We start from the raw sequence: 26,028 nt of genomic DNA, 5'->3' as shown, positions 1-26,028 counted from the left end.
GCGGATCAAAGATGGATGACAGCCAGGTCCAGTCGACCGTAATCACCCTCGCTGTGCTCGTTGCGGGGTGGCACATGGTGGGTTTTCATCACGGTGTCCCCTTGCAGGGTTTCCAGGTGAATGTCGAAACCCCAAAGGCGGTGCAGGTGTTTGAGCACTTCTTCGGTCGAGTCGCCCAGCGGTTTGCGGTCGTGTTGCTGGTGGCGCAGGGTCAGGGAGCGGTCGCCACGCCGGTCGATGCTGTAGATCTGCACGTTAGGCTCGCGATTGCCCAGGTTGTACTGCGCGGCCAGGGTTTCGCGGATGATGCGGTAGCCACCTTCGTCGTGAATGGCGGGCACCAGCAGGTCGTCCTTCTGGTCGTCATCGAGAATGCTGAACAGCTTCAGGTCACGGATCACCTTGGGTGAGAGGTACTGCAGGATGAAGCTCTCATCCTTGAAGCTGCTCATGGCGAACTTGATGGCTGCCAGCCAGTCGGTACCGGCGATGTCAGGGAACCAGCGGCGATCTTCTTCCGTGGGCTCTTCGCACATGCGACGGATGTCGCGGTACATGGCAAACCCCAGGGCGTAAGGGTTGATGCCGCTGTAGTAGGGGCTGTCGAAGCCAGGCTGGAACACCACGCTGGTGTGGGACGTCAGGAACTCCATCATGAAGCCGTCGGTGACCAGGCCCTCGTCGTACAGATCGTTCATCAGGGTGTAGTGCCAGAAGGTGGCCCAACCTTCGTTCATCACCTGGGTCTGGCGCTGTGGATAAAAATACTGGGCGATCTTGCGCACGATGCGCACGATTTCCCGCTGCCAGGGTTCCAGCAGCGGCGCATGTTTTTCGATGAAATACAGGATGTTTTCCTGAGGTTCGGCGGGGAAGCGCGCATTGTCCTTGTCGCTGTACTTGTCCGCGCCCTTGGGAATGGTGCGCCACAGATCGTTGATCTGTTTCTGCAAGTGCTCCTCCCGGTCCTTTTGCCGGCGGCGTTCTTCTTCCGCGGAAATCGGATAAGGGCGTTTGTAGCGGTCGACGCCATAGTTCATCAGCGCATGGCAGGAGTCGAGCAGATCCTCGACCGCGTCGATGCCGTGGCGTTCCTCGCATTGCATGATGTACTGCTTGGCAAACACCAGGTAATCGATGATCGAGCTGGCGTCGGTCCAGGTGCGGAACAGGTAATTGCCTTTGAAAAAGCTGTTGTGCCCGTAGCAGGCATGGGCCACCACCAGCGCCTGCATGCAGATGGTGTTTTCTTCCATCAGGTAGGCGATGCACGGGTCGGAGTTGATCACGATCTCGTACGCCAGGCCCATCTGGCCGCGGGTGTAGGATTTTTCAGTGCTGAGGAAGTGCTTGCCGTAGGACCAGTGGTGATAACCCAGAGGCATGCCGACGGAGGCGTAGGCATCCATCATCTGCTCGGCGGTGATCACTTCGATCTGGTTCGGGTACGTATCGAGGGCGTAACCCGCCGCAATGCGACTGATTTCGCGGTCGTACGCCTGGATCAGCTCGAACGTCCATTCGGAGCCGGTGGAAATGGGTTGGCGCTTCTGCTCTTTGGCGGTCATGTCACTAACCTGCGCTGGAAGAGTTCACGGAAGACCGGATAGATATCCCCGGCCGAGACCAGTTGTTGCTGGGCAAACGTGTCGGAAAAGGCTTCGGCGATGCGCTCGTATTCGAACCAAAGGGCCTGGTGTTCGCGCGGGGTGATCTCAACGTAAGTGTAGTACTGCACGAATGGCATGATCTGGTTGATCAGGATGTCGCGGCAGATGGGAGAGTCGTCGTTCCAGTTGTCGCCATCGGAGGCCTGGGCGGCGTAGATGTTCCACTCGTTACTCGGGTAGCGCTCGGCCATGATCTCCTGCATCAGTTTCAGGGCGCTGGAGACTATGGTGCCGCCGGTTTCCCGGGAGTAGAAAAACTCTTCTTCATCCACTTCGCGGGCACTGGTGTGGTGGCGGATGAACACGACGTCGATCTTGTCGTAGTTACGCTTGAGAAACAGGTACAGCAGGATGAAGAAGCGCTTGGCGATGTCCTTGGTCGCCTGGGTCATCGAGCCGGACACGTCCATCAGGCAGAACATCACGGCCTTGGAGCTGGGGTTGGGTTGTTTGATGAGCAGGTTGTACTTGAGGTCGAACGTGTCGAGAAACGGCACGCGGTGAATGCGCGCGCTGAGTTTTTCGATTTCAGCTTCGATTTCCTGAATATCGCCGAAGTTGTCTGGCTCTTCCTGCTTGAGTCGCAGAAGTTCTTCCTTGGCCTCACGCAGTTTTGCCCGGCTGCTGCCGGACAGGGCGATCCGCCGGGCGTGGGCTGAGCGCAGGGTGCGGATGATGTTGATCCGCGACGGGTTGCCCTCGTTGCTGATCCCTGCCCTCACGGTCTTGAAGGTGTCGGTGCCGGTCAGGTTGCGTTTGACCAGGTTGGGCAGTTCGAGATCCTCGAACATGAATTCGAGGAACTCTTCCTGGGTGATCTGGAAGACGAATTCGTCCATCCCTTCGCCGGAATTGCCAGCCTTGCCGGGGCCTCGGCCGCCACCGCCTCCCGGTGGACGGGCGATATGTTCGCCACTGGTGAACTCCTTGTTGCCCGGGTGCACGACCGTCTGCTTGCCACCGCGACCGTGGTGAAGCACCGGCTCGTCGATGTCGCGGCCGGGAATGCTGATTTGTTCGCCGTGTTCCATATCGGTAATGGAGCGCCGGCTGACCGCCTCTTCGACAGCCTTTTTAATGTGATCACGGTAGCGCCGCAGAAACCGCTGGCGGTTCACCGTGCTCTTGTTCTTGCCATTGAGACGTCGGTCGATCACATAGCTCATAGGGAGCCCTCCGGGCAGCTACAAGATACAAGCTTCAAGCTACAAGCTCGAAGCTTTCAAAGCAAACAGGAGCCACCAACAGCCTCAAGCGCCCGTACGGTGTGCTTGAGGCTTGTAGCTTGCCGCTTGCAGCTGCCTTACTGCGATTTTCTGACCCGCAGGTACCACTCGGACAGCAGTCGTACCTGTTTGTCGGTGTAGCCCCGCTCGACCATTCGTGTGACGAAGTCGTTGTGTTTTTGCTGGTCCTCCTTGCTGGCCTTGGCGTTGAAGCTGATGACCGGTAGCAGGTCCTCGGTGTTGGAGAACATTTTCTTCTCGATGACCACCCGCAGTTTTTCGTAGCTGAGCCAGGTCGGGTTCTTGCCGTTGTTGTTGGCCCGGGCACGCAGGACGAAGTTGACGATTTCGTTGCGGAAATCCTTCGGATTGCTGATGCCGGCCGGTTTTTCGATTTTCTCCAGTTCTTCGTTCAGGGCTACGCGGTTGAGGATTTCACCGGTTTCCGGGTCGCGGTATTCCTGGTCCTGGATCCAGAAGTCGGCGTACAACACGTAGCGATCGAAGATGTTCTGGCCGTACTCGCTGTAGGATTCGAGGTAGGCAGTCTGGATCTCCTTGCCGATGAATTCGATGTAGCGCGGTGCCAGGTACTCCTTCAGGAAGCGCAGATAGCGTTCGCGGGTCTCGGCCTGGAATTGTTCCTGTTCGATCTGTTGTTCCAGCACATAGAGCAGATGTACCGGGTTGGCGGCAATTTCGTGCGGATCGAAGTTGAACACCTTCGACAGGATCTTGAACGCGAAGCGGGTCGACAGACCGTTCATGCCTTCGTCGACACCGGCGTTGTCGCGGTATTCCTGAATCGACTTGGCTTTAGGATCGGTGTCCTTGAGGTTCTCGCCGTCGTACACGCGCATCTTCGAATAGATGTTGGAGTTTTCCGGCTCTTTGAGGCGCGAGAGCACGGTGAACTGGGCCAGCATCTTCAGGGTGTCCGGCGCGCAATGCGCCTTGGCCAGCGAACTGTTGAACAGCAGCTTGTCGTAGATCTTCACTTCGTCGCTGACCCGCAGGCAGTACGGCACTTTGACGATGTAGATCCGGTCGATGAAGGCTTCGTTGTTCTTGTTGTTGCGGAAGGTGTGCCACTCCGATTCGTTGGAGTGCGCCAGCAGGATCCCGGTGAACGGAATCGCGCCAAGGCCTTCGGTACTGTTGTAGTTGCCTTCCTGGGTGGCAGTCAGCAACGGGTGCAGCACCTTGATCGGTGCCTTGAACATTTCGACGAATTCCATCAGGCCCTGGTTGGCCCGGCACAGGGCGCCCGAGTAGCTGTAGGCGTCGGCGTCGTTCTGCGGGAACTCCTCCAGTTTGCGGATATCGACCTTGCCCACCAGTGCCGAAATGTCCTGGTTGTTTTCGTCACCAGGCTCGGTCTTGGCCACGGCAATCTGGTTGAGGATCGACGGGTAGAGTTTCACCACGCGGAACTGGCTGATGTCGCCACCGAATTCGGCCAGGCGCTTGGTCGCCCATGGCGACATGATGGTGTTGAGGTAGCGCCGTGGAATGCCAAAGTCTTCCTCGAGGATCGCTCCATCTTCAGTGGAGTTGAACAGACCCAGGGGCGACTCGAATACCGGCGAGCCCTTGATCGCGTAGAAGGGCACTTTTTCCATCAGCTGCTTGAGCTTCTCGGCCAGGGACGATTTACCGCCACCGACAGGGCCGAGCAGGTACAGGATTTGTTTCTTCTCTTCCAGGCCTTGAGCGGCGTGACGGAAATACGACACGATCTGGTCGATGCATTCTTCCATCCCGTGGAAGTCTTCAAAGGCCGGATAGCGGCGGATGACCTTGTTGGAGAAGATGCGCGAAAGCCTCGAGTTGGTCGAGGTGTCGAGCAGTTCCGGTTCACCGATGGCCAGCAGTAGACGCTCGGCGGCGGAAACGTAGGCGCTGCGGTCTTTTTTGCACAGTTCAAGATACTCTTGCAGTGAGAGTTCTTCCTGGCGTGTGGACTCGAAGCGTTGTTGGAAGTGGCTAAAGATACTCATGACGTCACCTCGCTCGATACGTGGAGCCGACGCCGGATCACTCAGTCGATGCTGGCAGCAACCGAACAGGCGATTGCTGTTTACCCCCCAGAACTCTCCCGGAGCTGACGACTCCGAAAGCTACTCCCGATGACCCGTGCGCCGGTGTACCGGCTCTCCCCTGTTTTGGATGGCCTGGGCTTAAGGATAGTTGGGAATTCGGGAGGTAAAGGCGAGATACGTAATTAGTTGTGGCAGACCGTTCGTCTGCCACCGCGCTAGCCCGCGGGAGCCGGGGCCTGCAACGTTACAAAAAAATTATTCGGAAGTGCCTTGCGCCGTTTCCGTAGGATAGGTCGTACGCCACAACTCGAATCCACCATCCATGCTGTAGACGTCGGAGAAGCCCTGGCTGATCAGGTAGGCGGCCGCACCCTGGCTGGAATTACCGTGATAACAGACCACCACGGTCGGCGCGTCGAGGTCGGCGCCCTGGATGAAAGCGTGCAGGGAGTGATTGTCCAGATGCTTCGAGCCTGCGATATGCAGGGCGGCAAAAGTGGCCGGGTCGCGGACGTCGACCACCACTGCGCCTTTTTCGCGCAGGGCCTGGGCCTGTTCCGGGGGGATACGTTTGAATTCGCTCATGGCGGGCTCCTGTGGCTCGGCAGAATGGGCAGTCTAGCGCGGTGCGCTGGCTGGCGATGTTTGGGGAATGGATGAGGCGACTGGCGGCACGGCATGGCCGTGTTCGTCGCATTTGCAGGACAGGCGCTCAAAGCTGTCGACGTTCATCAGGGTCAGGGCTCCGCCCCAGACGCAGCCAGTGTCGAGGGCCGAGATGCCAGGCTCATTGATATTGCCTTCCAGTGCTGCCCAGTGACCGAAGATGATCTTCAGGCCCTTGGTCTTGCGTTCCTTGTGCTGGAACCAGGGTTTGTAGCCTGGTGGTGCGGTACCGAGGCCTTCCTTGCTCTTGAGGTCGAGTTTGCCTTCGGCGGTGCAAAAACGCATGCGGGTGAAATAATTGGTGATCACCCGCAGGCGCGTCACGCCTTTGAGGTCATTGTCCCATTTCGCCGGATCGTTGCCGTACATGCCATCGAGGTAGGGCGGCAGCAGGTTGTCGTCACGCAAGGCGGTCTCGACTTCGGCAGCACACTTCAAGGCTTTGCGCAGCGACCACTGGGGTGGAATGCCGGCATGGACCAGTGCCATGTTGCGTTGTTCGTCGTAGTGCATGAGCTTTTGCTGGCGCAGCCATTCGAGCAGCTCGGCGCTATCCGGCGCTTCAATGATCTCGTGCAGGGTGTCGGCCTTCTTCAGGCGTTCGATGTTGCGTCCGGCTGCCAGCAGGTGCAGGTCGTGGTTGCCGAGCACGCACACCAGCGATTCGCGGATGCTATAGAGGAAGCGCAGGGTTTCCAGCGACTGTGGGCCGCGGTTGACCAGGTCGCCCACCAGCCACAGGCGATCGCGTTGAGGGTCGAACGCCACTTGTTTGAGCAGGCATTGCAGGGCCTGAAGGCAGCCTTGCAGGTCGCCGACAGCGTAGGTTGCCATCAGTGCAGGGCTCCGGGCACCGCCAGGCGGAAGGGCGCGATGATGGCATCGAAATGTTTGCCGTCGTCGGAAAGCATCTGGTAGGTGCCTTGCATGGTGCCGACCTTGGTGGTCATCACGGTGCCGCTGCTGTAGGTGTGGCTCTTGCCCGGGTCGATCAGCGGTTGCTGGCCGACCACGCCTGCGCCGCGGACTTCTTCGACATGTCCGTCACCATCGGTGATGACCCAGTGCCGTGAAAGCAGTTTGGCGGGCATTTCGCCATTGTTTTGCACGGTGATGGTGTAGGCGAAGGCAAAGCGGTTGTGCTCGGGTTGCGATTGTTCTGCCAGATAGCGGGTGACGACGCTGACGTCGACCTGATAACGAGGATCGGACATGCAAGGGGCCTTAAAAACGAAGCGGGACGCGGGGCGTAGCTGATGGAGTTCAGTCTAGGCCAAGTATCGGGTAGTAGACCAGAGTGGCGTCCTACCCGATAGCGCTCATCGCCTGTCAGTCAGTGGCAGGCTTTTGTGGCGCTTGCTCGCTGAGCTTGTCAGCCAGGCGCACGAAGGCCGCCAGGTCGAGCTGCTCGGGACGCAGGCTGCCATCGACGCCGGCGGCTTCGATTTCGGCATTGCTCAGCAGCAGCTTGAGGGTGTTGCGCAGGGTTTTGCGGCGCTGGTTGAACGCTTCGCGCACGACGCGCTCGAGCAGGCGGTGATCCTTGGCCGGGTGCGGCAGTACTGCGTGGGGCACCAGGCGCACGATGGCCGAGTCGACTTTCGGTGGCGGGTTGAACGCGCCCGGGCCGACGTTGAACAGGTGCTCGACCCGGCAATGGTACTGAACCATGATCGACAGACGGCCCCAGTCACCACCACCCGGGCCGGCAGCCAGGCGCTCGACCACTTCCTTTTGCAGCATGAAGTGCATGTCGCGGATCAGGTGCGAGTTGTGCAGGAGGTGAAAAATCAGCGGCGTGGAGATGTTGTACGGCAGGTTGCCGACCACTCGCAGGCTGCCTGGCGCGGCATTCAGGCTGTTGAAATCGAACTTCAGCGCATCGCCCTGATGCAGGTTGAAGTTGCTCTTGCCGGCAAACTGCTGGTTGAGGATCGGGATCAGGTCCTTGTCCAGTTCCACCACGTCGAGTTGCGCGCCGCTGCTGAGCAGGCCTTGGGTCAGTGCGCCCTGGCCCGGGCCGATTTCCAGCAGGCGGTCTTCTGCCTTGGCATGAATGGAGCGCAGGATGCGGTCGATAACGCCGGCATCGTGCAGGAAGTTCTGGCCAAAGCGTTTGCGCGCCTTGTGTTGGTAGTGCTCGGTCATAAACGGGTCTCGGCCATCTGGTAGGCGGTTTCCAAGGCGACTTGCAGGCTGCCGGTGTCGATCTTGCCGCTACCGGCCAGATCCAGGGCGGTGCCATGGTCGACCGAGGTGCGGATGATCGGCAAGCCGAGGGTCACGTTGACTGCCGCGCCGAAGCCTTTGTACTTCAGCACCGGCAGGCCCTGGTCGTGGTACATCGCCAGCACCGCATCGCAGTGCTCCAGATATTTGGGGGTAAACAGAGTGTCGGCGGGCAGGGGGCCGCGAAGGTCCATGCCCTCGCCGCGCAGGCGCTCTAATGTGGGTTCGATGATATCGATTTCTTCATGGCCCAGGTGGCCGCCTTCACCGGCATGCGGGTTGAGTCCGCAGACCAGGATGCGCGGCCGGGCGATGCCGAACTTGTTTTGCAGGTCGGCGTGCAGGATTCGCGTGACGCGCTCCAGACGCTCCGACGTGATGGCATCGGCAATCTCGCGAAGGGGCAGGTGAGTGGTCACCAGGGCTACGCGCAAACCACGAGTGGCCAGCATCATCACCACTTGCGCGGTGTGGGTCAGGTCGGCAAGGAATTCCGTGTGCCCGGAAAAGGCGATGCCGGATTCGTTGATGACGCCTTTGTGCACCGGCGCGGTGATCATGCCGGCAAAATCCCCACTCAGGCAGCCCTGGCCGGCCCGGGTCAGGGTTTCCAGGACGAACGCAGCGTTGGCCTTGTCCAGTTGTCCGGCGGTGACCTTGGCGCTGAGCGGTGTGTCCCAGACATACAGGCTGTTGGCTGGCGCGGGTACATTCGGCCAGTTGTCCGGGGTGACCGGCAGCAAGTCGACCGCCACGCCCAGTTGCGCGGCCCGCTCGATGAGCAGGTCGCGGCTGGTAATGGCAATCAGGGGATGGGGCTGGGCTTGCGAGGCAAGCAGCAGGCACAGGTCAGGACCTATGCCGGCTGGTTCACCGGGTGTCAGCGCGAAACGTTGGAGTTTCACTGCGCTGCCTGGTCGGCGCCAGGGAGTTTGATTTCCACGTACGCTTCGTCACGGATCTGACGCAGCCAGGTTTGCAACTCTTCGTCGTATTTACGGTTACGCAGAACGGTCATGGCTTGCTGCTCGCGAGCCTGGCTGGTGCTGTCGGTGGCGCGACGGCCCAGGACTTCCAGGACATGCCAGCCGTATTGAGTCTGGAACGGCTTGGACAGCTGACCTTGCGGGGTCTTGGCCATCACTTCGCGGAACTCGGGCACCAGCGCGTTCGGGTCGATCCAGTTAAGGTCGCCGCCGTTGAGGGCGGAACCCGGGTCTTCCGAGTAGTTTTTCGCCAGCTCGGCGAAGTCTTCGCCAGCCTCGATACGGCTGTAGAGCGATTCGGCCAGGGCCTTGGTTTTCGCTTCGTCTCGGATCGGGCTCGGCTTGACCAGGATGTGACGCACATGCACTTCATCGCGCATCTGGGTCTCGCCGCCACGCTTGTCGAGGATCTTCAGGATGATGAAGCCGCCCGGGGTACGCATTGGCTGGGTGACATCACCCACCGGCATGGTGCTCAGCAGGCGATCGAACGGCGGAGGCAATTGAGCGGCTTTACGCCAGCCCATGTCACCACCTTCCAGAGCGGTTTCGCTGGCGGATTTGGCGATTGCCAACTGACTGAAGTCAGCGCCTTGCTTGAGTTGCTGGTAGATCGCATCGGCCTGTTTGGCGGCACTCTGAATCGCTTCAGAGTTGGCGCTTTCCGGCGTAGGAATCAGGATGTTGGCCAGGTGGAACTCTTCGGACAGCTGCATTTTGCCCAGGTCAGACGCCAGGAAGTTCTTCACTTCCTGCTCGGAGACCTGAATGCGTTCGGCGACCCGGCGCTGGCGCACGCGGCTGATGACCATTTCGCGGCGAATCTGCTCACGTGCGTCTTCATAGGACAGACCGTCGCGAGTCAGGGCTGCGCGGAACTGCTCGATTGACATGTTGTTGCGCTGGGCAATGGTGCCCACGGCCTGGTTCAGCTCTTCATCGGTAATGCGGATGCCGGAACGCTCGCCGATCTGCAATTGCAGGTTTTCGACGATCAGGCGCTCAAGTACCTGTTGCTCCAGCACGCTGGCCGGCGGCACGGCAGAACCACGCTTGGCAATGGTTTGCTGAACTTCATGAACGCGTCGGTCCAGTTGGCTCTGCATGACCACGTCGTTGTCGACGATGGCCACCACTTTATCGATGGACTGCACGGCGGCACTGGCCGCCGTACTCAGAAACAGCGCGCCCAGCATCAGCGGGCGCAGACAATCAGAAAGCTTGGTCTTCACGTTCACGATAACCTTGAATGCCTTTGTCGAGGAAGCTCTCTGCCTTGGCGCCGGTGAGGCCGCCGAGTCCCTTCAGAACAATTTGGAGGAAGACGCCATGGTCGCCTTTTTCGTTTTCCGGTGCTTGCTGGCTGAACTCGTCGTAATCAACGAAGTAACGGTTGATCAGGCGCAGTTTCCAGCAGCAGCTGTCGTACTCGAAACCACCGAAGGCTTCCAGGGTACGGTTGCGGTTGTAGTCATACTGCCAGCGGCTGATAGCGCTCCATTGCGGCACGATCGGCCAGATCACCGAGAAGTCGTGCTGTTCGATCTTGTAGTAATCCTTCACGTAGCCAGGCTGTCCTGGGGTGCCGTAGTCGCCGCCGAACTGCCATTGACCGGTGTTCTGGTTGTAGATCACCTGGTCGTTACGATAGCGATAGCCGAGGTTGACGATCTTGTTCGGGTTGTCCTCTGGCTGGTAGTGGAACATCGCGCTGCCCGAGCGAGGGCTGCGGCTGTCCGGGTCCCAGTTGTAGTCGGCCGTGGTGCGCCAGTCGCGGTTCCAGCGATATTCGTATTCCAGCGCATAGGGGGAAACGTTGGCCTGGGCGTCGGCACGGTCTTTGAAGTTTATGCCTGGCAACTGTACTTCACGGTCCTTGAAGTACAGTGCCTGGCCGACGCTGATTCGTTGACGTTCGAAGCCGTTGTCTTCGATCCAGCGGCTGGTCAAGCCCAGGGACAGTTTGTTCTCGTCGCCGACACGGTCGGATCCGGAGAAGCGGTTGTCACGGAACAGCGACGCAAAGTTGAAGGTGTATTCGCTGGTGTCGAATACAGGAATGTCTTCCTGGTCGACCTCAGGCACGTACAGGTAGAACAGACGCGGCTCTAGAGTCTGGCGGTAGTTCTTGCCGAAATACTGGGTATTACGATCGAAGTACAGGCCGCTGTCGATGCTGGCGATCGGCACGCCGCGGTTCTGGTTGCTGTCGAAGTTGCCATTGAAATTTTTAGTCCCGGCGGCAGCTGCGGCCTGATCTTGCTGCGCGATCTGACTTTTGCCAAGACCGTCCAGATCCAGTTGGTACTGGGTGTACTGGTACTTGAGTTTCGGTGTCAGGAAGCCGTACGTCGTATTCATCGGCAGGCTCATGGCGGGCGCAAGATTCAGGCGGTCGCCATTGGCGCGTGCCAGACCTACAACGTTTGTATCAATACGGGGAGAGCCGACGCCATCTTCGTCAAAGTAGGTCCCGTTCCGCAGATCCCGGTCAAACCGTACGAGTTCGGTGCTGTACGTGAAATCCAGGCCTTCCGGATGATAAGGCAGCATACCGTCGAGGGTGAGCTGCGGCAGGCGGTCATACGGCGTAATGTTCGATACGCTTGCCAGTTGGTATGCCTGGGCGTTTGCGCGAGCGGTATAGCTGTCGCCGCGATAGGTCACGGAACCCTGCTGGTTCACATAGTCGTTGCTTTTCACGCCAATCTGGTCGGTCTGCAGATCCTGGAAGTAATACGGATCGCTGATCTTGGTGTAGTCGACTTGCGTGAGTACTCGTGAATCGAGGCCACCCTTGTGCTGCCAGTTGTACATGTAGCGGGTTTTTTCGGCGTCGGACTGCTTGTCGCGTTCGTCGCTTTCGTCGTTGAGGTACGCCGCACCGAACTGGCCTTCGCTGGACTTGGTCAGGTAGCGGAATTCGCCTTCCATCAACAGGCCGTGCTTTTCCATATAGCGCGGGTACAACGTGGCATCGTAGTTCGGCGCCAGGTTGAAGTAGTACGGGGTGACCAGCATGAAGCCGGTATCGCTGCCGGTGCCGATGGTCGGCGGCAGGAAGCCGGACTGGCGACGGTCGTCGATCGGGAAATAGATGTACGGCGTGTACAGGACCGGAATGTCCTTGACCCGCAGCGTCACGTTGGTCGCCGTACCGAAACCGGTGGCCGGGTTCAGGGTGATGTTGTTGCCCTTGAGCTGCCAGGCGTTGCTGTTCGGTTCGCACGTGGTGTACGTACCGTCCTTGAGGCGGATGATAGCGTTCTCGGCACGTTTGGCGTACAGCGCATTACCGCGGATGCGTGATTTGTGCATCACGTATTCGGCGTTGTCGACCTTGGCTTCACCGGTGTCGAGCTGCACGTCGGCGTGGTCGCCGACGATCAGGGCGCCGTTGTCGCGAATGCGCACGTTGCCATTGAGGTCGCCACGGTTCTCGGCCTGGTACAGGTTGGCTTCGTCGGCTTCGACCTGCATGCTGCCCTGACGCATGACGACGTCGCCGGCCAGGGTCGCGACCTGCTCATCCTGCTTATAGCGGGAGGCTTTTGCGCCGATAAAGGTAGGTGCGTCACTTTTATCCGTCTTGTCATTCATGCCAGGACGAATCGGTTCGATATAGGAACCAGAGCAATAAGGACCGGTTTCAGCCAATTGTGCGGCGGTGAGCTGCTCGCGGGGAACCCAGTCGAGGTGACTGTAGTCTTCGCTACGCGACTTCAGGCCACGGCCTTTGGATTCGGTGACGAGCACCGGCTTGGCGCCAGTGTCTTCACTGGAGCCGTTCTCGGCCGAGGCTTCGCCGGTGGCGGAAACTGCGCTGCCGTCATGAACGGGACGCGGTGGTAATGCAGCCGCCGGCGTCTTTGGCGCGCAGTCCCAGGAACCCGAAGCAGAGACTGAGCAGTCAAACTGTTCCGCGGCGACCACGTAGGAAGTGGCAAGGGGTTGCAGCGCCAGCAAACTGCCGGTAACCAACAACGGAAATTTTTTACGAAACGCGGGGGATTTCAATGCCATCTTATTAGTCCGGGCTTCCTGCGTGCCATCTGCCCGCGGTGTGGGCCGCACGCCTCTCGATGGTCTGAAAAAGATGCTGGATAATAAAGCATGACCCGCTTGACGGCTAGCGCCGTCGGAGACCCTTGCAATGCCTGATCAAGATGTACGCTTGCAACACCTGAAAGTTTGGCTCGATGAACAATTGACGACCCTTTTTGCCGAGCAGGGCTGGGGCGTCGTACCCCCGGCCACATTGACTGCGGCCAGCAGCGACGCGAGTTTCCGGCGGTATTTCCGCTGGGAAGGCGATGGCAGAAGTTTCATCGTGATGGACGCGCCACCGCCCCAGGAAAACTGCAAACCCTTCGTGGATATCGCCTTTTTGCTGGCGAAATCCGGAATAAATGTGCCGAAAATTTATGCCGAAGACCTGGAGCGCGGGTTTCTTTTGCTCAATGACCTGGGCAACAAGACCTATCTGGATGTCATCGACAGCGAAAACGCCGACGATTTGTTCAAGGATGCCCTGCAGGCGTTGCTGGCTTTCCAGCAGTTGCCGATGGTTGCACCGCTGCCGAGCTATGACGTGGCATTACTGCGTCGCGAACTGGAACTGTTCCCCGAGTGGTACGTGAAGCGCGAATTGGGCATCGAATTCGACGCGGCGCAGCAAGTGCTCTGGCAGCAGGTCAGCGATCTGTTGATCGACAGCGCCCTGGCACAGCCAAAAGTCCTGGTGCATCGCGACTACATGCCGCGCAACCTGATGCTCAGCGAGCCCAACCCCGGCGTGCTGGATTTCCAGGATGCGGTATATGGCCCGGTGACCTACGACGTGACCTGCCTGTTCAAGGACGCTTTCCTCAGTTGGCCCCAGGAGCGCGTACACGGCTGGCTGGAAAGCTACTGGCGGCAGGCGGGGGCGCTCGGTATTCCGGTTCAGCCCGAGTTCGAGGACTTTCTGCGGGCCAGCGACTTGATGGGCGTGCAACGTCACCTGAAAGTCATCGGTATTTTCGCGCGCATCTGCCATCGCGACGGCAAACCGCGTTATCTGGGCGATGTTCCGCGCTTCTTTGCCTATATAGATGCCGTGATCGCTCGCCGCCCCGAACTGGCCGAACTGGATGTGCTGCTGGCCAGCCTGCGTGCCGGAGTGAAAGCATGAAGGCAATGATTCTGGCCGCGGGCAAAGGCGAGCGCATGCGCCCGCTGACCCTGACCACGCCAAAACCGCTGGTGCGTGCCGGCGGCGTGCCGCTGATCGAGTATCACCTGCGGGCGCTGGCTGCCGCGGGGTTCACCGACATCGTGATCAATCACGCCTGGCTCGGTCAGCAGATCGAAGACTATCTGGGCGATGGTTCGCGCTATGGCGTGAGCATTCAGTACTCGGCGGAGGGTGAACCCCTGGAAACCGGCGGCGGGATTTTCCGCGCCTTGCCGTTATTGGGAGATGAAGCCTTTGTGGTGGTCAACGGCGATATCTGGACCGATTACGACTTCAGTGTGTTGCACCAACCCATCAACGGCCTGGCGCACCTGGTGCTGGCCAGCAACCCGCCGCATCATCCGGCCGGGGACTTCAGCCTGGTCGGAAGCCAGGTGCACGACGGTCAACCGCCGGCTCCTACCCTGACCTACAGCGGCATCGCCGTGTTGCACCCGCAGTTGTTCGACGGTTGCACCGCCGGAGCCTTCAAGCTCGCGCCGCTGTTGCGCAAAGCCATGGCTGACGGGCAGGTGACCGGCGAGCAGTTGCGGGGGCACTGGGTCGATGTCGGTACTCACGAGCGTCTGGCCGAAGTTGAAACATTGATAGAAGCGAGCCGCTGACATGCTGTGGCCAGGGACTCTGATCGGAGCCGGAGCGGGCTTTGCCATAGCCAGTATTCCGGGGGCCATGCTCGGCGCGTTGTTGGGGCAGGCGCTGGACCGGCGCTTGCACCTGCAGAGCTGGGGGCATTTGCGGGAAAAACTGGGCGGCCGCCCGGTGCTGCGCAACGATGAGTTGCTGTTTGTCCTGCTGGGACGCCTGGCCAAGTGCGACGGCCAGGTGATGGCCGGGCACATCGAACAGGCCCAGGCGGAAATGCGCTCGCTGGACATGTCCGGGCCGGCTCAGCGCCGTGCAATCGCCGCGTTCAACCGTGGCAAGTCGGGTCGTGACCGGCTACGCGGTTATCTGCGTCGCCTGAGTGCCCAGCCCCATGCGGCGGAAGGCGTGTTACGCGCCTGCTGGCGAATGGTATGGGCCGATGGTCGTGCCGGCAGCGGTGAGCGTGAGTTGATCCGCCAGTGGGGGCAGTGGCTGGGCTGGACGCCGCATCAGGTACAGGCGTTGGCCCACGATTATGAGCCGCAGAAGCGGCCATTGGGCAACAGCGTGCCAAGCTATCAGGACGCCTTGAAGTTGTTGGGGGTGTCGGCCACCACTGAACCGGCGCAGATCAAGCGTGCTTACCGGCGCCTGCTCAGTCGCCATCATCCGGACAAGATCGCCGGCAGTGGCGCAACGGCGACGCAGGTTCGTGAGGCCACCGAGCGAACGCGTGAACTGCATAGCGCCTATACGCTGATTCGGGAGCGGCGGGATTTTCGCTAGCCGAACAGCTTTGTGTTGCCTGTAATGGCCCCTTCGCGAGCAAGCCCGCTCCCACAGGTTTGATGTCGTCCGCCATTTCGTGACCGGCATAAAACCTGTGGGAGCGGGCTTGCTCGCGAATGAAGCGCCTCGGTTTGTCAGTCTGTCGCAGGCTGCGGATTCAACCAACCCCGCACCCGCCGGAACAATTGCTCCTGTTCGGCCTTGCTATCGGGCAAGGCCTTGAGCGCGACCTGGCTGAATGTCGAGGACTTCAAACGTTTGCTGGCCTGCAGGCGTTCCAGCGCGGCGTTGCGGTCCAGCGCTTTGTCTTTGTAGTAAAAATCGGCGGTCGGCAGTTTCAGGGTTGGAGTCAGTTCCACCAACTCGGGCGTCGCTGCCAGCGGTGTGCGGGTGGCGACCATGACCAGTTTCTCGACTTGCGATGGCTGCTTCTCGCTCAGGTAGCGCGCCGCCCAATAGGCACCAGTGCCATGCCCCAGCACCACGATGCTGCGGGCGCTTTGTTGTTCGGCAAACGCGATCGCGGCGTCGATCCGGGCGAAGATGCGCTCGGCATCTGCTTTGGATTGTTCTTCGGTGGTTTCGGCGATGGCCTTGTCGGCCACATCGGCCTCGCCACCGGCCACCTGTTCGATCGGGGCTGCGGTGGTCGAGTCCTTGCTGTCGGCTTCGGGGGCTTTGGGAGCCGGAGTTGCCTCCACGATTCGGGGCGCAATGGCATCGCTTTGCAGGTCCGGCAAGGTGATACTCAGGCTGCTCCACCCGGCGTCCGGCAATTTGCGCCGCAACGGACCGACCGCTTGCGGCCAGTCAACGGTTTCGCCGGCGCCCGGGATGATAATCACCGCGCCTTTGGGCTCGGCGGTATTGGCCGGTTTCCACAGGGCCAGAAACGTGTCGGTGCCCGCTTGCAGTTGTTGCTGTTCCTGAGCCGGGATTTTTCGCTCAGGTGCAGTCGCTTCTTCCTGACTACGTTCAGGCAGCAGCTGACGTTCGAGTGGCTTTTCTTCGGTGGTTTTTTCCTTGGCGGCGGGCGCCGGGTCGGCCGCCTCGACGGAAAAAGCGCAAGGCAGGATCAACGACAGGCACAATGCTGGCAGTGCCAGGCGGTAGACAGGGGGCATCGGATATTCCAGGCCAGAAGTTGTTCCGGCAGCCTAATGGGTTGGTCAGTATTTGTCAGTGTGTGAGAGTTCAATGATGCGTTTTCGCTGCCTGTGGGTTATCGGCTGTTTGTGGTTTCCCTTGATGGGTTGGGCGGCAGTCGTGCCCCCGGCGCACGTTGCCCAACTGACCCCGAAACAACAGCACTGGCTGACGCAGCAGGGCGAGTTGCGGGTCGGACTGGTGTTGCAGGCACCCTATGCGCAATACGATCGCCGCTTGCAGCGCCTGTCCGGAGTGAATGTCGACTTGATGAAGCGCCTGGCAAAGACCCTCAATGTCGAGCTGAGCTGGCGCAACTTTTCCGACCTTGAACAACTGGAAGCTGCCGCACGCGAAGGCGAAATCGATATCGCCCCGGGATTGACCCAGACACCTGGCGGGCTGCGCCTCTGGCAATTCTCCGACCCCTACATGCGGGTGCCGCAACTGGTGGTCAGCGACCAGAAAAGCGCCGGGGCGATCGAACTGGAAAAGCTCGACAGCCAGACCCGCGTCGCCGTGCGCATGCCCAGCGCCATTGCCGATTACCTGCGCAGCAACTATCCGCACCTGAATCTGCAAGGCGTCCCGATGGAGCGCCAGGCATTGCAGTTACTGACAGGCCAGCAGGCGGCTTATGCTGTGGTCGATGAAGCGCAGTTGGGGCGCCTGTCCGTCGAACCGGAGTTTGCCGGGTTGGTGGTAGTCGGGGATGTCGGCCTGCCACAGCTGTTGCGGGTAGCCACGCGTCGCGACAAACCGGAACTGGCGGGTATTGTCGAAAGCGCATTGCGGGCGATCCCGGCCAAGGATCTGGAGCAACTGCACAATCAATGGCTGCAGCCCAAGTATCCACGCCTCACCGAGTCGCCGGGGTTCTGGCAAAACCTCTGCCTGTTGCTGACTGTGCTGACGTTGAGTTGCGTGGCCATCGTGTTCTGGCAGCGTCGCCAGCAGCACAGCCTGGAGCAACGCCTGATGGCTGCGCAGGAAGACATTGCCTTGCGTGCCGCCAGCGAAGAGGCGTTGCGGCTGACCCAGTTTTCCATCGATCAAAGCACCGTCGGCATCCTCTGGGTCAACTGGGACAGCCACGTGCGCTACGCCAATCGTGCGGCGGAAAGCATGCTCGGCTATCCACCCGGCGCGATCATCGATCGGCCCTTGATCGATTTCGAACCCGGCCTGCACATGGATCGTTGGCTCAATCTGTGGAAGCGCGCCCGGGCCAGTGAAGAGGGCCCGCAAAGCTTCGAAACCAACTGCGTGCGCGCCGACGGCAGCATCCTGCCGGCCGATGTTTCGTTGAGTTTTCTGCGTTTTCGCGATGGCGAATACCTGGTGGTTTACCTCAACGACGTCACCGAGCGGCGCCGCGCCCTGGCGGCCTTGCAGGAAAGCGAGGCGCGGCTGCAGGGCATCGCCGCCAACGTTCCGGGGCTGGTTTTCCGCCTGGAGCGGGCACCGGTGACTGGCCAGATCGACTTTGCCTATATCAGCGAAGGCAGCGAAAGCCTGGTGGGTTATTCACCGGCGACGCTGGCGCATCGTGACAAAGGCCTGCGCAGCCTGGTGCATCCGGATGACAAGGCCAGTTATCACCAGACCCAGGACCATGCGCTGGATACCGACAGCGACTGGTCGTGGCAAGGGCGAATCCTCACGCGTCAGGGTGAGCAACGCTGGGCGGAAATCAAGGCCATCACCCGCCGACTGGAAGACGGCGCCTATGTCTGGGACGGCATCGTCTGGGACATCAGCGAGAGCAAGCGCATCGAGCTTGAGCTGGCCAGCTCCCGGGAACAACTGCGTGAGCTGTCCGCGCACCTGGAAAGCGTGCGCGAAGAAGAAAAAGCGCGCATCGCCCGGGAAGTTCACGATGAACTGGGGCAGATGCTGACTGTGCTCAAGCTGGAAACCTCCATGTGCGAACTGGCTTACGCGCAACTTGATCCGGGTCTTAACGAGCGCCTGGGCAGCATGAAACGCCTGATCGCCCAGCTCTTCCAGTTGGTTCGCGACGTGGCGACTGCATTGCGCCCGCCGATTCTCGATGCCGGCATTGCCTCGGCCATCGAATGGCAGGCCCGTCGATTCGAGGCGCGTACGCAGATTCCATGTCTGGTGCAGGTGCCGGACAATCTGCCGGTGCTCAGCGATGCCAAGGCCATAGGCCTGTTCCGGATCCTTCAGGAAGCACTGACCAATGTCATGCGCCATGCCCAGGCGCATACTGTTGAACTGACACTGGCGCTTGAAGGTGACGAGTTGTGCCTGACGGTCGCCGATGATGGCGTAGGATTTGTAGCTGCGCCTGGCAGGCCAACGTCCTTCGGGATCGTCGGAATGCGTGAGCGGGTGTTGATCATGGGGGGTGAGTTATCCCTTGAGAGTGAGCCGGGTGAAGGCACGACGCTGAGTGTGCGCGTTCCGCTGGATGCAGCCTGAACAGGTTGTGTTGACTGTACCGACGCCTTCGCGGGCAAGCCCGCTCCCACAATGTTTTGTGTAGATGCCCAAATCCAATGTGGGAGCGGGCTTGCTCGCGAATGATCTTGAATCTGGAGAAGAACGTGATCCGTGTACTGGTAGCCGAAGACCACACCATTGTCCGCGAAGGCATCAAACAGCTGATTGGCCTGGCCAAGGACTTGCTGGTGGTGGGGGAGGCGAGCAATGGCGAGCAGTTGCTCGACACCTTGCGTCATGTGCCCTGCGAAGTGGTGTTGCTGGACATTTCCATGCCGGGCGTCAATGGCCTGGAGGCCATTCCGCGGATTCGCGCCCTGAACAATCCGCCGGCGATCCTGGTGTTGTCGATGCACGACGAAGCACAAATGGCTGCCCGGGCGCTGAAGGTCGGGGCCGCCGGTTATGCAACCAAGGACAGCGATCCGGCACTGTTGCTGACGGCCATTCGCAAAGTGGCGTCAGGCGGGCGTTATATCGACCCGGAACTGGCCGACCGCATGGTCTTCGAGGTCGGCCTGACCGACTCGAGGCCATTGCATTCGTTGCTCTCCGAGCGCGAATTTTCCGTGTTCGAACGCCTGGCCCAGGGCGCCAACGTCAACGACATTGCCCAGCAACTGGCACTGAGCAGCAAGACCATCAGCACCCATAAGGCGCGGCTGATGCAGAAGCTCAACATCACCTCGCTGGCGGAGCTGGTGAAGTACGCGATGGAGCACAAGCTGCTCTAAAGAACAGCGCTGTCCAATGTGGGAGCGGGCTTGCTCGCGAAAGCGGTGGATCAGGCCCAAATATGTCAACTGACACACTGCTTTCGCGAGCAAGCCCGCTCCCACAGAGATGTGTTGGCATGTCCATTTGCGACATCCTGCAAACCCGCTTTTGCCTTTACTTGCGGCTTGCAGCTGACCGCCGGTCACTGCGTTTGCCAAAACGCGCCATCCTTGTAGGGCAATCCCTACCCCCAGCCTTCCATCCGGCTGAGGCGAATCTCTCTTGCCCCCCGATTTGCGTGGTCTTCAGCGTCCACTAGGCTTAACCCCACAGCAGTCATCAATAACAAAGGTGTGGGTATGAGCCAGGTCGATTCAAGCGCAGGGGCCAATGATGTTCTGGTCAGCTTTCGTGGAGTGCAGAAGAGCTACGACGGCGAGAACCTGATCGTCAAAGACCTCAACCTGGACATTCGCAAAGGCGAATTCCTCACGTTGCTCGGGCCGTCCGGCTCCGGCAAGACCACCAGCCTGATGATGCTCGCCGGCTTCGAAACGCCGACCGCGGGCGAAATCCTGTTGGCCGGGCGCGCCATCAACAACGTGCCACCGCACAAGCGCGATATCGGCATGGTGTTTCAGAACTACGCCTTGTTCCCGCACATGACGGTGGCCGAGAACCTGGCGTTCCCGCTGACCGTGCGCGGCATGAACAAGAGCGACGTCAGTGCCCGGGTCAAGCGCGTGCTGAGCATGGTCCAGCTCGACAGCTTCGCCCAGCGTTACCCGGCGCAGCTCTCCGGTGGTCAGCAACAGCGTGTGGCCTTGGCCCGGGCGCTGGTGTTCGAGCCGCAACTGGTGCTGATGGACGAACCCCTCGGTGCACTCGACAAACAACTGCGTGAACACATGCAGATGGAAATCAAGCACCTGCACCAGCGCCTGGGCGTCACCGTGGTTTACGTGACCCATGACCAGGGCGAAGCCCTGACCATGTCCGACCGTGTGGCGGTGTTCCATCAGGGCGAAATCCAGCAGATCGCGCCGCCGCGCACCCTCTACGAAGAGCCGAAAAACACCTTCGTCGCCAACTTCATCGGCGAGAACAACCGTCTCAATGGCCGCCTGCACAGCCAAACCGGCGACCGTTGCATTGTGGAACTCGGGCGCGGTGAGAAGGTGGAAGCCCTGGCGGTCAACGTTGGCCAGACCGGCGAGCCGGTGACCCTGTCCATTCGTCCGGAACGAGTGAGTCTCAACGGCTCCAGCGACCAATGCGTCAACCGCTTCTCCGGGCGGGTCGAGGAATTCATCTATCTGGGCGACCACGTCCGGGTGCGCATGGAAGTCTGCGGCAAGACCGACTTCTTCGTGAAACAACCGATTGCCGAGCTTGATCCATCGCTCGCCGTCGGCGACGTGGTACCGCTTGGCTGGCAGGTCGAGCACGTTCGTGCACTCGATCCCCTTCTAGAGGCGAACTGATCGCCCCGGCAATACCAACACCAACCCTGCACGTGGAGAGAACAATAAATGTTGAGATCCCTGAAATTCACCGCTTTGGCACTGGGCATGATGGGCGCGGCACACGCAATGGCGGCCGGCCCTGACCTGACCGTGGTGTCCTTTGGCGGGGCGAACAAGGCGGCTCAGGTCAAAGCCTTCTACGCACCGTGGGAAGCGGCAGGCAACGGCAAGATCGTGGCCGGCGAGTACAACGGCGAAATGGCCAAGGTCAAGGCCATGGTCGACACCAAGAGCGTGTCCTGGGATCTGGTAGAGGTTGAGTCGCCGGAACTGTCCCGTGGTTGCGACGAAGACATGTTCGAACAGCTTGATCCGAAGTTGTTCGGCAACACCGAAGACTACGTCAAGGGCGCCATCCAGCCGTGCGGCGTGGGTTTCTTCGTGTGGTCGACCGTGCTGGCCTACAACGCCGACAAGCTGAAATCCGCGCCGACCAGTTGGGTGGATTTCTGGGACACCAAGCAGTTCCCGGGCAAGCGTGGCCTGCGTAAAGGCGCCAAGTACACCCTGGAATTCGCTCTGATGGCCGACGGCGTTGCGCCGAAGGACGTCTACAAAGTGCTGGCCGGCAAAGACGGTCAAGACCGCGCGTTCAAGAAGCTCGATGAACTCAAGCCGAACATCCAGTGGTGGGAAGCCGGTGCACAACCGCCGCAATACCTTGCTTCCGGTGACGTGGTCATGAGTTCGGCCTACAACGGCCGGATCGCTGCCGTGCAGAAAGAAAGCAACCTGAAAGTCGTGTGGAACGGTGGCATCTACGACTTCGACGCATGGGCCATTCCAAAAGGTCTGGATGCCAAGCGTGCTGAAGCAGCTAAGAAGTTCATCGCCTTCTCGGTGATGCCACAGCAGCAGAAGACCTACTCGGAAAACATCGCCTACGGCCCGGCCAACACCCAAGCCGTGCCGTTGCTGGCCAAGGATGTCCTGAAGGACATGCCGACCACCCCGGAAAACATCGCCAACCAGGTGCAGATCGACGTCAGCTTCTGGGCTGACAACGGCGAGCAACTGGAACAGCGGTTCAACGCCTGGGCTGCCAAGTAAGACCGCACCGCGGGCTTACGCTGTAGGAGCGAGCTTACTCGCGAAGACGTCAGTACATTCAACATCGTTGTCGACTGACACTTCGCTTTCGCGAGCAAGCCCGCTCCCACATTTGAACAGAGTGTTTTAAACGATCGAGGTGGTTCTCCGCCTCTGTACGATCAAAGATTCCCGGAGTACGTCATGGCTATCGCCGTTCCCCTGAACGAGGGCACCAGCCCCACCTTGAAGCAGCGGCTCAAGCACGCCGAGCGGGTCAACCGCTGGAAGGCCCAGGCGTTGATCGCGCCGCTGGTGCTGTTTCTGTTGCTGGTGTTCCTGGTGCCAATCGTGGCGCTGCTCTACAAAAGTGTTGGCAACCCGGAAGTGGTCGGCGGCATGCCGCGAACCGTGACCGCCATCGCCAGCTGGGACGGCCGCGGCCTGCCCGCTGAACCGGTTTACAAAGCGGCGGCCGAAGACCTCGCCGAAGCCCGCAAGAACCAGACCCTGGGCGATCTGTCCAAGCGCCTGAACATGGAGCTGGCCGGCTACCGCAGCCTGCTGACCAAAACTGCCCGCGCCTTGCCGCTCGCCACCGAGCCGGCCTCTTATAAAGAAGCGCTGGAAGGTCTCGATGAACGCTGGGGCGACCCGGCCTACTGGCAAGCGGTGCGCCGCAACACCAGCAGCATCACCCCGTATTACCTGCTGGCGGCTGTCGATCATCGCATCGACGACCTCGGCGAAATCGCCCCGGCCACCCCGGACCAGGCGATCTACCTCGACATCTTCGCACGCACCTTCTGGATGGGCTTGGTCATCACCGTGATCTGCCTGGTGCTGGCGTACCCACTGGCTTACCTGCTGGCCAATCTGCCGTCGCGCCAGAGCAACCTGCTGATGATTCTGGTGCTGTTGCCGTTCTGGACCTCGATCCTGGTACGGGTCGCGGCGTGGATCGTGTTGCTGCAGTCGGGCGGCCTGATCAACAGCGGCCTGATGGCCATGGGCATCATCGACAAGCCGATCGAACTGGTGTTCAACCGCGTCGGTGTCTACATCTCCATGGTGCACATCCTGCTGCCGTTCATGATCCTGCCGATCTACAGCGTGATGAAAGGCATCTCGCCGACTTACATGCGCGCCGCGATTTCCCTCGGCTGCCATCCGTTCGCCAGTTTCTGGCGGGTGTACTTCCCGCAGACCTATGCCGGTGTCGGCGCCGGTTGCCTGTTGGTGTTCATCCTTGCCATCGGTTACTACATCACCCCGGCCTTGCTGGGCAGCCCGAACGATCAGATGGTCAGCTACTTCGTCGCCTTCTACACCAACACCAGCATCAACTGGGGCATGGCGACCGCACTCGGTGGGCTGCTGCTGCTCGCAACGGTCGTGCTTTATCTGATTTACAGCTGGCTGGTGGGCGCGAGCCGCCTGCGCCTGAGCTAAGGGGAGAACGAAATGCTGAGTCCTTACATGTCGCCCATCGAACGGGTGTGGTTCTACAGCTTGCGGATTCTCTGCGGCTTGATTCTGTTGTTCCTGATCCTGCCGGTGCTGGTGATCATTCCGCTGTCGTTCAACTCCGGCAGTTTCCTGGTGTACCCGCTGCAAGGTTTCTCGCTGCAGTGGTACCACGATTTCTTCGCCTCGGCGGAGTGGATGCGTGCCCTGAAGAACAGCATCATCGTCGCCCCGGCGGCCACGGTGCTGGCCATGGTTTTCGGTACGTTGGCGGCCATCGGCCTGACCCGCGGCGACTTCCCCGGCAAGGCGCTGGTGATGGCGCTGGTGATTTCGCCGATGGTGGTGCCGGTGGTGATCATCGGTGTGGCCAGTTACCTGTTCTTCGCTCCGCTGGGGCTGGGTAACAGCTTCTTCTCGCTGATCGTGGTGCATGCGGTGTTGGGTGTGCCGTTTGTGATCATTACCGTGTCGGCGACCTTGCAGGGGTTCAACCACAATCTGGTGCGGGCTGCGGCGAGCCTGGGTGCTTCGCCGCTGACCACGTTCCGCCGGGTGACTTTGCCGCTGATTGCGCCGGGCGTGATCTCGGGGGCGCTGTTCGCCTTCGCGACGTCGTTCGATGAGGTGGTGGTGACGCTGTTCCTCGCCGGCCCTGAACAAGCGACCCTGCCTCGGCAGATGTTCAGCGGCATCCGCGAAAACCTCAGCCCGACCATCGCCGCCGCCGCGACGCTGCTGATTGCCTTCTCGGTGATCCTGTTGCTGACCCTGGAATGGCTGCGTGGGCGTAGCGAGAAACTGCGTACTGCGCAGGTTTAACGACTCACCCCGATCAACTGTGGGAGCGAGCCTGCTCGCGATGGTCGTCAACGATAACGCTGGAAGCCTGGCACCCAGCGGCGTTTTCAAGTCCATCGCGAGCAAGCTCGCTCCTACATGGGTTCTCCAGTGTCTGTTCGAACATTCACCGCCTGAATACCAGACAAACCCCAATCCCCAGCTACTATTGTGCCCAGCTCCCCTACCTATAAGAGGCTGCGCACATGAGTCTTTCCTCTTTCAAAATTGCTCACAAACTGATCACCGGCGCAGGTGCCATCGAGCAGTTGTCCGCCGAGCTGGCGCGTCTGGACATTGATAATCCGCTGATCGTCACCGATGCCACCCTGGTCAAGTCCGGTACGGTAGAACTGGCGCTGGCGCAGTTGGGCGAGCGCAGCTACGAGATTTTCGACCGGGTACTGCCGGACCCGGAAATCGCCATCGTTGAAGATTGCATGCAGGTGTATCGCGAGGGCGGGCATGACGGCCTGATCGGCCTGGGCGGCGGCAGTGCCATCGACATTGCCAAGAGCGTGGCGGCCTATGCCGGATACCACGGTGCGCTGGAGGATCTGTTCGGTATCGATCAGGTCCCGCGCAAAGGCCCGCCGTTGATCGCGATTCCGACCACGGCCGGCACCGGTTCGGAAGTGACCAATGTCGCCATCCTTTCCGACAAGGTCGCGCAACTGAAAAAGGGCATCGTCAGCGACTACCTGTTGCCGGACGTGGCGCTGGTCAGTCCGCAAATGACCCTGACCTGTCCGCGCAGCGTCACGGCGGCCAGTGGCGTCGATGCGCTGGTGCATGCCATCGAGTCCTATCTGTCGGTCAATGCCTCGCCGATTACCGATGCCCTGGCGATTGGCGCCATCAAGTTGATCGCCAAGGCCTTGCCCAAGGCCTACGCCAACCCGTCGAACCTGCAAGCCCGGGAAGACATGGCCACCGCCAGCCTGATGGCCGGCATGGCGTTCGGCAATGCCGGGGTCGGCGCGGTGCATGCGCTGGCGTATCCGCTGGGCGGACGTTTCAACATTGCCCATGGCGTGAGTAATGCCCTGCTACTGCCCTATGTCATGACCTGGAACAAGATGGCCTGCATCGAACGGATGCAGGATATCGCTGAGGCCATGGGCGTGAAGATCGCTCATCTGAGTGTCAACGAAGCGGCTGACAAAGCCGTGCAAGCCATGACCGAGCTGTGTGCCGCCGTGGAAATTCCCCAGGGGCTGCGCAGTTTCGGTGTACCCGAGGACGCCATCGCGTCCATGGCCGTGGAAGCGGCGGGGATCGAGCGCCTGATGCGCAATAACCCGCGCAAGTTGAGTGCCGTCGATATCGAGAAGATCTATCGCGCGGCGTACTAGGGGCGCTGCCGTCGATGGATGATGGCAGGGTCCAATCATCGCGCTCA

The 26,028-nt window shown here is 60.4% G+C and carries 21 protein-coding genes; 10 read left to right on the top strand and 11 right to left on the bottom strand.

The window, feature by feature from the left end; genetic code table 11:
* Positions 1 to 5: 5 nt before the first annotated feature.
* The 10 genes from BSF40_RS03365 to BSF40_RS03320 all read right to left on the bottom strand — a co-directional run bounded on the left by BSF40_RS03365 (position 6) and on the right by BSF40_RS03320 (position 12,842).
* Positions 6 to 1,568 carry a SpoVR family protein gene (locus BSF40_RS03365; protein ID WP_007980219.1) on the bottom strand — a complete coding sequence of 521 codons (1,563 nt, stop codon included), beginning with the start codon at positions 1,566 to 1,568 and terminating at the stop codon, positions 6 to 8.
* The gene (locus BSF40_RS03360) at positions 1,565 to 2,836 is read right to left on the bottom strand and encodes a YeaH/YhbH family protein (protein ID WP_007980218.1); all 1,272 of its coding nucleotides are present in this window, start codon (positions 2,834 to 2,836) and stop codon (positions 1,565 to 1,567) included. Before BSF40_RS03360 ends, BSF40_RS03365 begins: the two co-directional genes overlap by 4 nt.
* Positions 2,837 to 2,973: 137 nt before the next feature.
* Positions 2,974 to 4,896, bottom strand: a complete 1,923-nt coding sequence (locus tag BSF40_RS03355; protein WP_007980217.1) for a PrkA family serine protein kinase — start codon at positions 4,894 to 4,896, stop codon at positions 2,974 to 2,976.
* A 297-nt stretch (positions 4,897 to 5,193) separates the two neighbouring features.
* Complete coding sequence (gene glpE / locus BSF40_RS03350; RefSeq protein ID WP_095964087.1) at positions 5,194 to 5,523, bottom strand: thiosulfate sulfurtransferase GlpE; 330 nt, start codon at positions 5,521 to 5,523, stop codon at positions 5,194 to 5,196.
* A 33-nt stretch (positions 5,524 to 5,556) separates the two neighbouring features.
* Positions 5,557 to 6,438, bottom strand: a complete 882-nt coding sequence (locus tag BSF40_RS03345; protein WP_007980215.1) for a symmetrical bis(5'-nucleosyl)-tetraphosphatase — start codon at positions 6,436 to 6,438, stop codon at positions 5,557 to 5,559.
* Positions 6,438 to 6,818: a Co2+/Mg2+ efflux protein ApaG gene (apaG, locus tag BSF40_RS03340; RefSeq protein WP_095964086.1), complete on the bottom strand. Its 381-nt coding sequence runs from the start codon at positions 6,816 to 6,818 to the stop codon at positions 6,438 to 6,440. Before apaG ends, BSF40_RS03345 begins: the two co-directional genes overlap by 1 nt.
* Positions 6,819 to 6,933: 115 nt before the next feature.
* Positions 6,934 to 7,752, bottom strand: a complete 819-nt coding sequence (gene rsmA, locus BSF40_RS03335) for a 16S rRNA (adenine(1518)-N(6)/adenine(1519)-N(6))-dimethyltransferase RsmA (RefSeq protein ID WP_095964085.1) — start codon at positions 7,750 to 7,752, stop codon at positions 6,934 to 6,936.
* Positions 7,749 to 8,738 (bottom strand): 4-hydroxythreonine-4-phosphate dehydrogenase PdxA, encoded by a 990-nt coding sequence (gene pdxA, locus BSF40_RS03330; protein ID WP_095964084.1) that lies wholly within the window; start codon positions 8,736 to 8,738, stop codon positions 7,749 to 7,751. Before pdxA ends, rsmA begins: the two co-directional genes overlap by 4 nt.
* Positions 8,735 to 10,057, bottom strand: a complete 1,323-nt coding sequence (gene surA / locus BSF40_RS03325) for a peptidylprolyl isomerase SurA (protein ID WP_172435667.1) — start codon at positions 10,055 to 10,057, stop codon at positions 8,735 to 8,737. Before surA ends, pdxA begins: the two co-directional genes overlap by 4 nt.
* Positions 10,032 to 12,842, bottom strand: coding sequence for an LPS-assembly protein LptD (locus BSF40_RS03320; protein ID WP_095964083.1), 2,811 nt, complete (start codon positions 12,840 to 12,842; stop codon positions 10,032 to 10,034). Before BSF40_RS03320 ends, surA begins: the two co-directional genes overlap by 26 nt.
* 130 nt (positions 12,843 to 12,972) lie before the next feature.
* On the opposite strand from BSF40_RS03320, the gene BSF40_RS03315 reads away from it, so the two are divergent.
* From BSF40_RS03315 to BSF40_RS03305, 3 genes are read left to right on the top strand one after another with little or no spacing between them, the layout of a single operon-like run.
* Entirely contained in the window at positions 12,973 to 13,992 is a 1,020-nt protein-coding gene (locus BSF40_RS03315) for an aminoglycoside phosphotransferase family protein (protein ID WP_095964082.1), read from the top strand.
* The gene (gene murU, locus BSF40_RS03310; protein WP_095964081.1) at positions 13,989 to 14,660 is read left to right on the top strand and encodes an N-acetylmuramate alpha-1-phosphate uridylyltransferase MurU; all 672 of its coding nucleotides are present in this window, start codon (positions 13,989 to 13,991) and stop codon (positions 14,658 to 14,660) included. The genes BSF40_RS03315 and murU overlap by 4 nt, the downstream gene beginning before the upstream one ends.
* A 1-nt stretch (position 14,661) precedes the next feature.
* Entirely contained in the window at positions 14,662 to 15,429 is a 768-nt protein-coding gene (locus tag BSF40_RS03305) for a TerB family tellurite resistance protein (RefSeq protein WP_095964080.1), read from the top strand.
* A 137-nt stretch (positions 15,430 to 15,566) separates the two neighbouring features.
* Here BSF40_RS03305 and BSF40_RS03300 read toward each other — a convergent pair whose 3' ends face one another.
* Positions 15,567 to 16,556 (bottom strand): alpha/beta hydrolase family protein, encoded by a 990-nt coding sequence (locus BSF40_RS03300; protein ID WP_095964079.1) that lies wholly within the window; start codon positions 16,554 to 16,556, stop codon positions 15,567 to 15,569.
* A gap of 73 nt (positions 16,557 to 16,629) precedes the next feature.
* Between BSF40_RS03300 and BSF40_RS03295 the strand changes: the two genes are divergently transcribed.
* The 7 genes from BSF40_RS03295 (at position 16,630) to BSF40_RS03260 (ending at position 25,981) form a co-directional block, all read left to right on the top strand.
* Entirely contained in the window at positions 16,630 to 19,026 is a 2,397-nt protein-coding gene (locus BSF40_RS03295; protein WP_095964078.1) for a PAS domain S-box protein, read from the top strand.
* Between the two features lie 101 nt (positions 19,027 to 19,127).
* Positions 19,128 to 19,781, top strand: a complete 654-nt coding sequence (locus BSF40_RS03290) for a response regulator transcription factor (RefSeq protein WP_007993216.1) — start codon at positions 19,128 to 19,130, stop codon at positions 19,779 to 19,781.
* A gap of 342 nt (positions 19,782 to 20,123) precedes the next feature.
* Positions 20,124 to 21,248, top strand: a complete 1,125-nt coding sequence (locus tag BSF40_RS03285) for an ABC transporter ATP-binding protein (RefSeq protein ID WP_095964077.1) — start codon at positions 20,124 to 20,126, stop codon at positions 21,246 to 21,248.
* Between the two features lie 48 nt (positions 21,249 to 21,296).
* Positions 21,297 to 22,340, top strand: a complete 1,044-nt coding sequence (locus tag BSF40_RS03280) for an ABC transporter substrate-binding protein (protein WP_095964076.1) — start codon at positions 21,297 to 21,299, stop codon at positions 22,338 to 22,340.
* 183 nt (positions 22,341 to 22,523) lie between these two features.
* Positions 22,524 to 23,771 carry an ABC transporter permease gene (locus tag BSF40_RS03275; RefSeq protein ID WP_095964075.1) on the top strand — a complete coding sequence of 416 codons (1,248 nt, stop codon included), beginning with the start codon at positions 22,524 to 22,526 and terminating at the stop codon, positions 23,769 to 23,771.
* A 12-nt stretch (positions 23,772 to 23,783) separates the two neighbouring features.
* Entirely contained in the window at positions 23,784 to 24,608 is an 825-nt protein-coding gene (locus BSF40_RS03270) for an ABC transporter permease (RefSeq protein WP_007980200.1), read from the top strand.
* A 224-nt stretch (positions 24,609 to 24,832) separates the two neighbouring features.
* A complete protein-coding gene (locus BSF40_RS03260) occupies positions 24,833 to 25,981 on the top strand; it encodes an iron-containing alcohol dehydrogenase (RefSeq protein WP_095964073.1) in 1,149 nt (382 codons plus the stop codon).
* The last annotated feature ends 47 nt before the right edge of the window (positions 25,982 to 26,028 follow it).

Source organism: Pseudomonas sp. ACN5, from assembly GCF_002303975.1.
GTDB classification, from domain to species: domain Bacteria; phylum Pseudomonadota; class Gammaproteobacteria; order Pseudomonadales; family Pseudomonadaceae; genus Aquipseudomonas; species Aquipseudomonas laurylsulfatiphila.
Note: the sequence above shows the minus strand (reverse complement) of the source record. Positions and strands in the feature narration are given on the sequence as shown.

Excerpts from the sequence above, each read along its gene's own strand:
- BSF40_RS03365 (WP_007980219.1), bottom strand. The coding sequence starts at position 1,568 with ATGACCGCCAAAGAGCAGAAGCGCCAACCCATTTCCACCGGCTCCGAA.
- BSF40_RS03360 (WP_007980218.1), bottom strand. The coding sequence starts at position 2,836 with ATGAGCTATGTGATCGACCGACGTCTCAATGGCAAGAACAAGAGCACG.
- BSF40_RS03355 (WP_007980217.1), bottom strand. The coding sequence starts at position 4,896 with ATGAGTATCTTTAGCCACTTCCAACAACGCTTCGAGTCCACACGCCAG.
- glpE (WP_095964087.1), bottom strand. The coding sequence starts at position 5,523 with ATGAGCGAATTCAAACGTATCCCCCCGGAACAGGCCCAGGCCCTGCGC.
- BSF40_RS03345 (WP_007980215.1), bottom strand. The coding sequence starts at position 6,438 with ATGGCAACCTACGCTGTCGGCGACCTGCAAGGCTGCCTTCAGGCCCTG.
- apaG (WP_095964086.1), bottom strand. The coding sequence starts at position 6,818 with ATGTCCGATCCTCGTTATCAGGTCGACGTCAGCGTCGTCACCCGCTAT.
- rsmA (WP_095964085.1), bottom strand. The coding sequence starts at position 7,752 with ATGACCGAGCACTACCAACACAAGGCGCGCAAACGCTTTGGCCAGAAC.
- BSF40_RS03320 (WP_095964083.1), bottom strand. The coding sequence starts at position 12,842 with ATGGCATTGAAATCCCCCGCGTTTCGTAAAAAATTTCCGTTGTTGGTT.
- BSF40_RS03315 (WP_095964082.1), top strand. The coding sequence starts at position 12,973 with ATGCCTGATCAAGATGTACGCTTGCAACACCTGAAAGTTTGGCTCGAT.
- murU (WP_095964081.1), top strand. The coding sequence starts at position 13,989 with ATGAAGGCAATGATTCTGGCCGCGGGCAAAGGCGAGCGCATGCGCCCG.
- BSF40_RS03305 (WP_095964080.1), top strand. The coding sequence starts at position 14,662 with ATGCTGTGGCCAGGGACTCTGATCGGAGCCGGAGCGGGCTTTGCCATA.
- BSF40_RS03300 (WP_095964079.1), bottom strand. The coding sequence starts at position 16,556 with ATGCCCCCTGTCTACCGCCTGGCACTGCCAGCATTGTGCCTGTCGTTG.
- BSF40_RS03295 (WP_095964078.1), top strand. The coding sequence starts at position 16,630 with ATGATGCGTTTTCGCTGCCTGTGGGTTATCGGCTGTTTGTGGTTTCCC.
- BSF40_RS03290 (WP_007993216.1), top strand. The coding sequence starts at position 19,128 with ATGATCTTGAATCTGGAGAAGAACGTGATCCGTGTACTGGTAGCCGAA.
- BSF40_RS03285 (WP_095964077.1), top strand. The coding sequence starts at position 20,124 with ATGAGCCAGGTCGATTCAAGCGCAGGGGCCAATGATGTTCTGGTCAGC.
- BSF40_RS03280 (WP_095964076.1), top strand. The coding sequence starts at position 21,297 with ATGTTGAGATCCCTGAAATTCACCGCTTTGGCACTGGGCATGATGGGC.
- BSF40_RS03275 (WP_095964075.1), top strand. The coding sequence starts at position 22,524 with ATGGCTATCGCCGTTCCCCTGAACGAGGGCACCAGCCCCACCTTGAAG.
- BSF40_RS03270 (WP_007980200.1), top strand. The coding sequence starts at position 23,784 with ATGCTGAGTCCTTACATGTCGCCCATCGAACGGGTGTGGTTCTACAGC.
- BSF40_RS03260 (WP_095964073.1), top strand. The coding sequence starts at position 24,833 with ATGAGTCTTTCCTCTTTCAAAATTGCTCACAAACTGATCACCGGCGCA.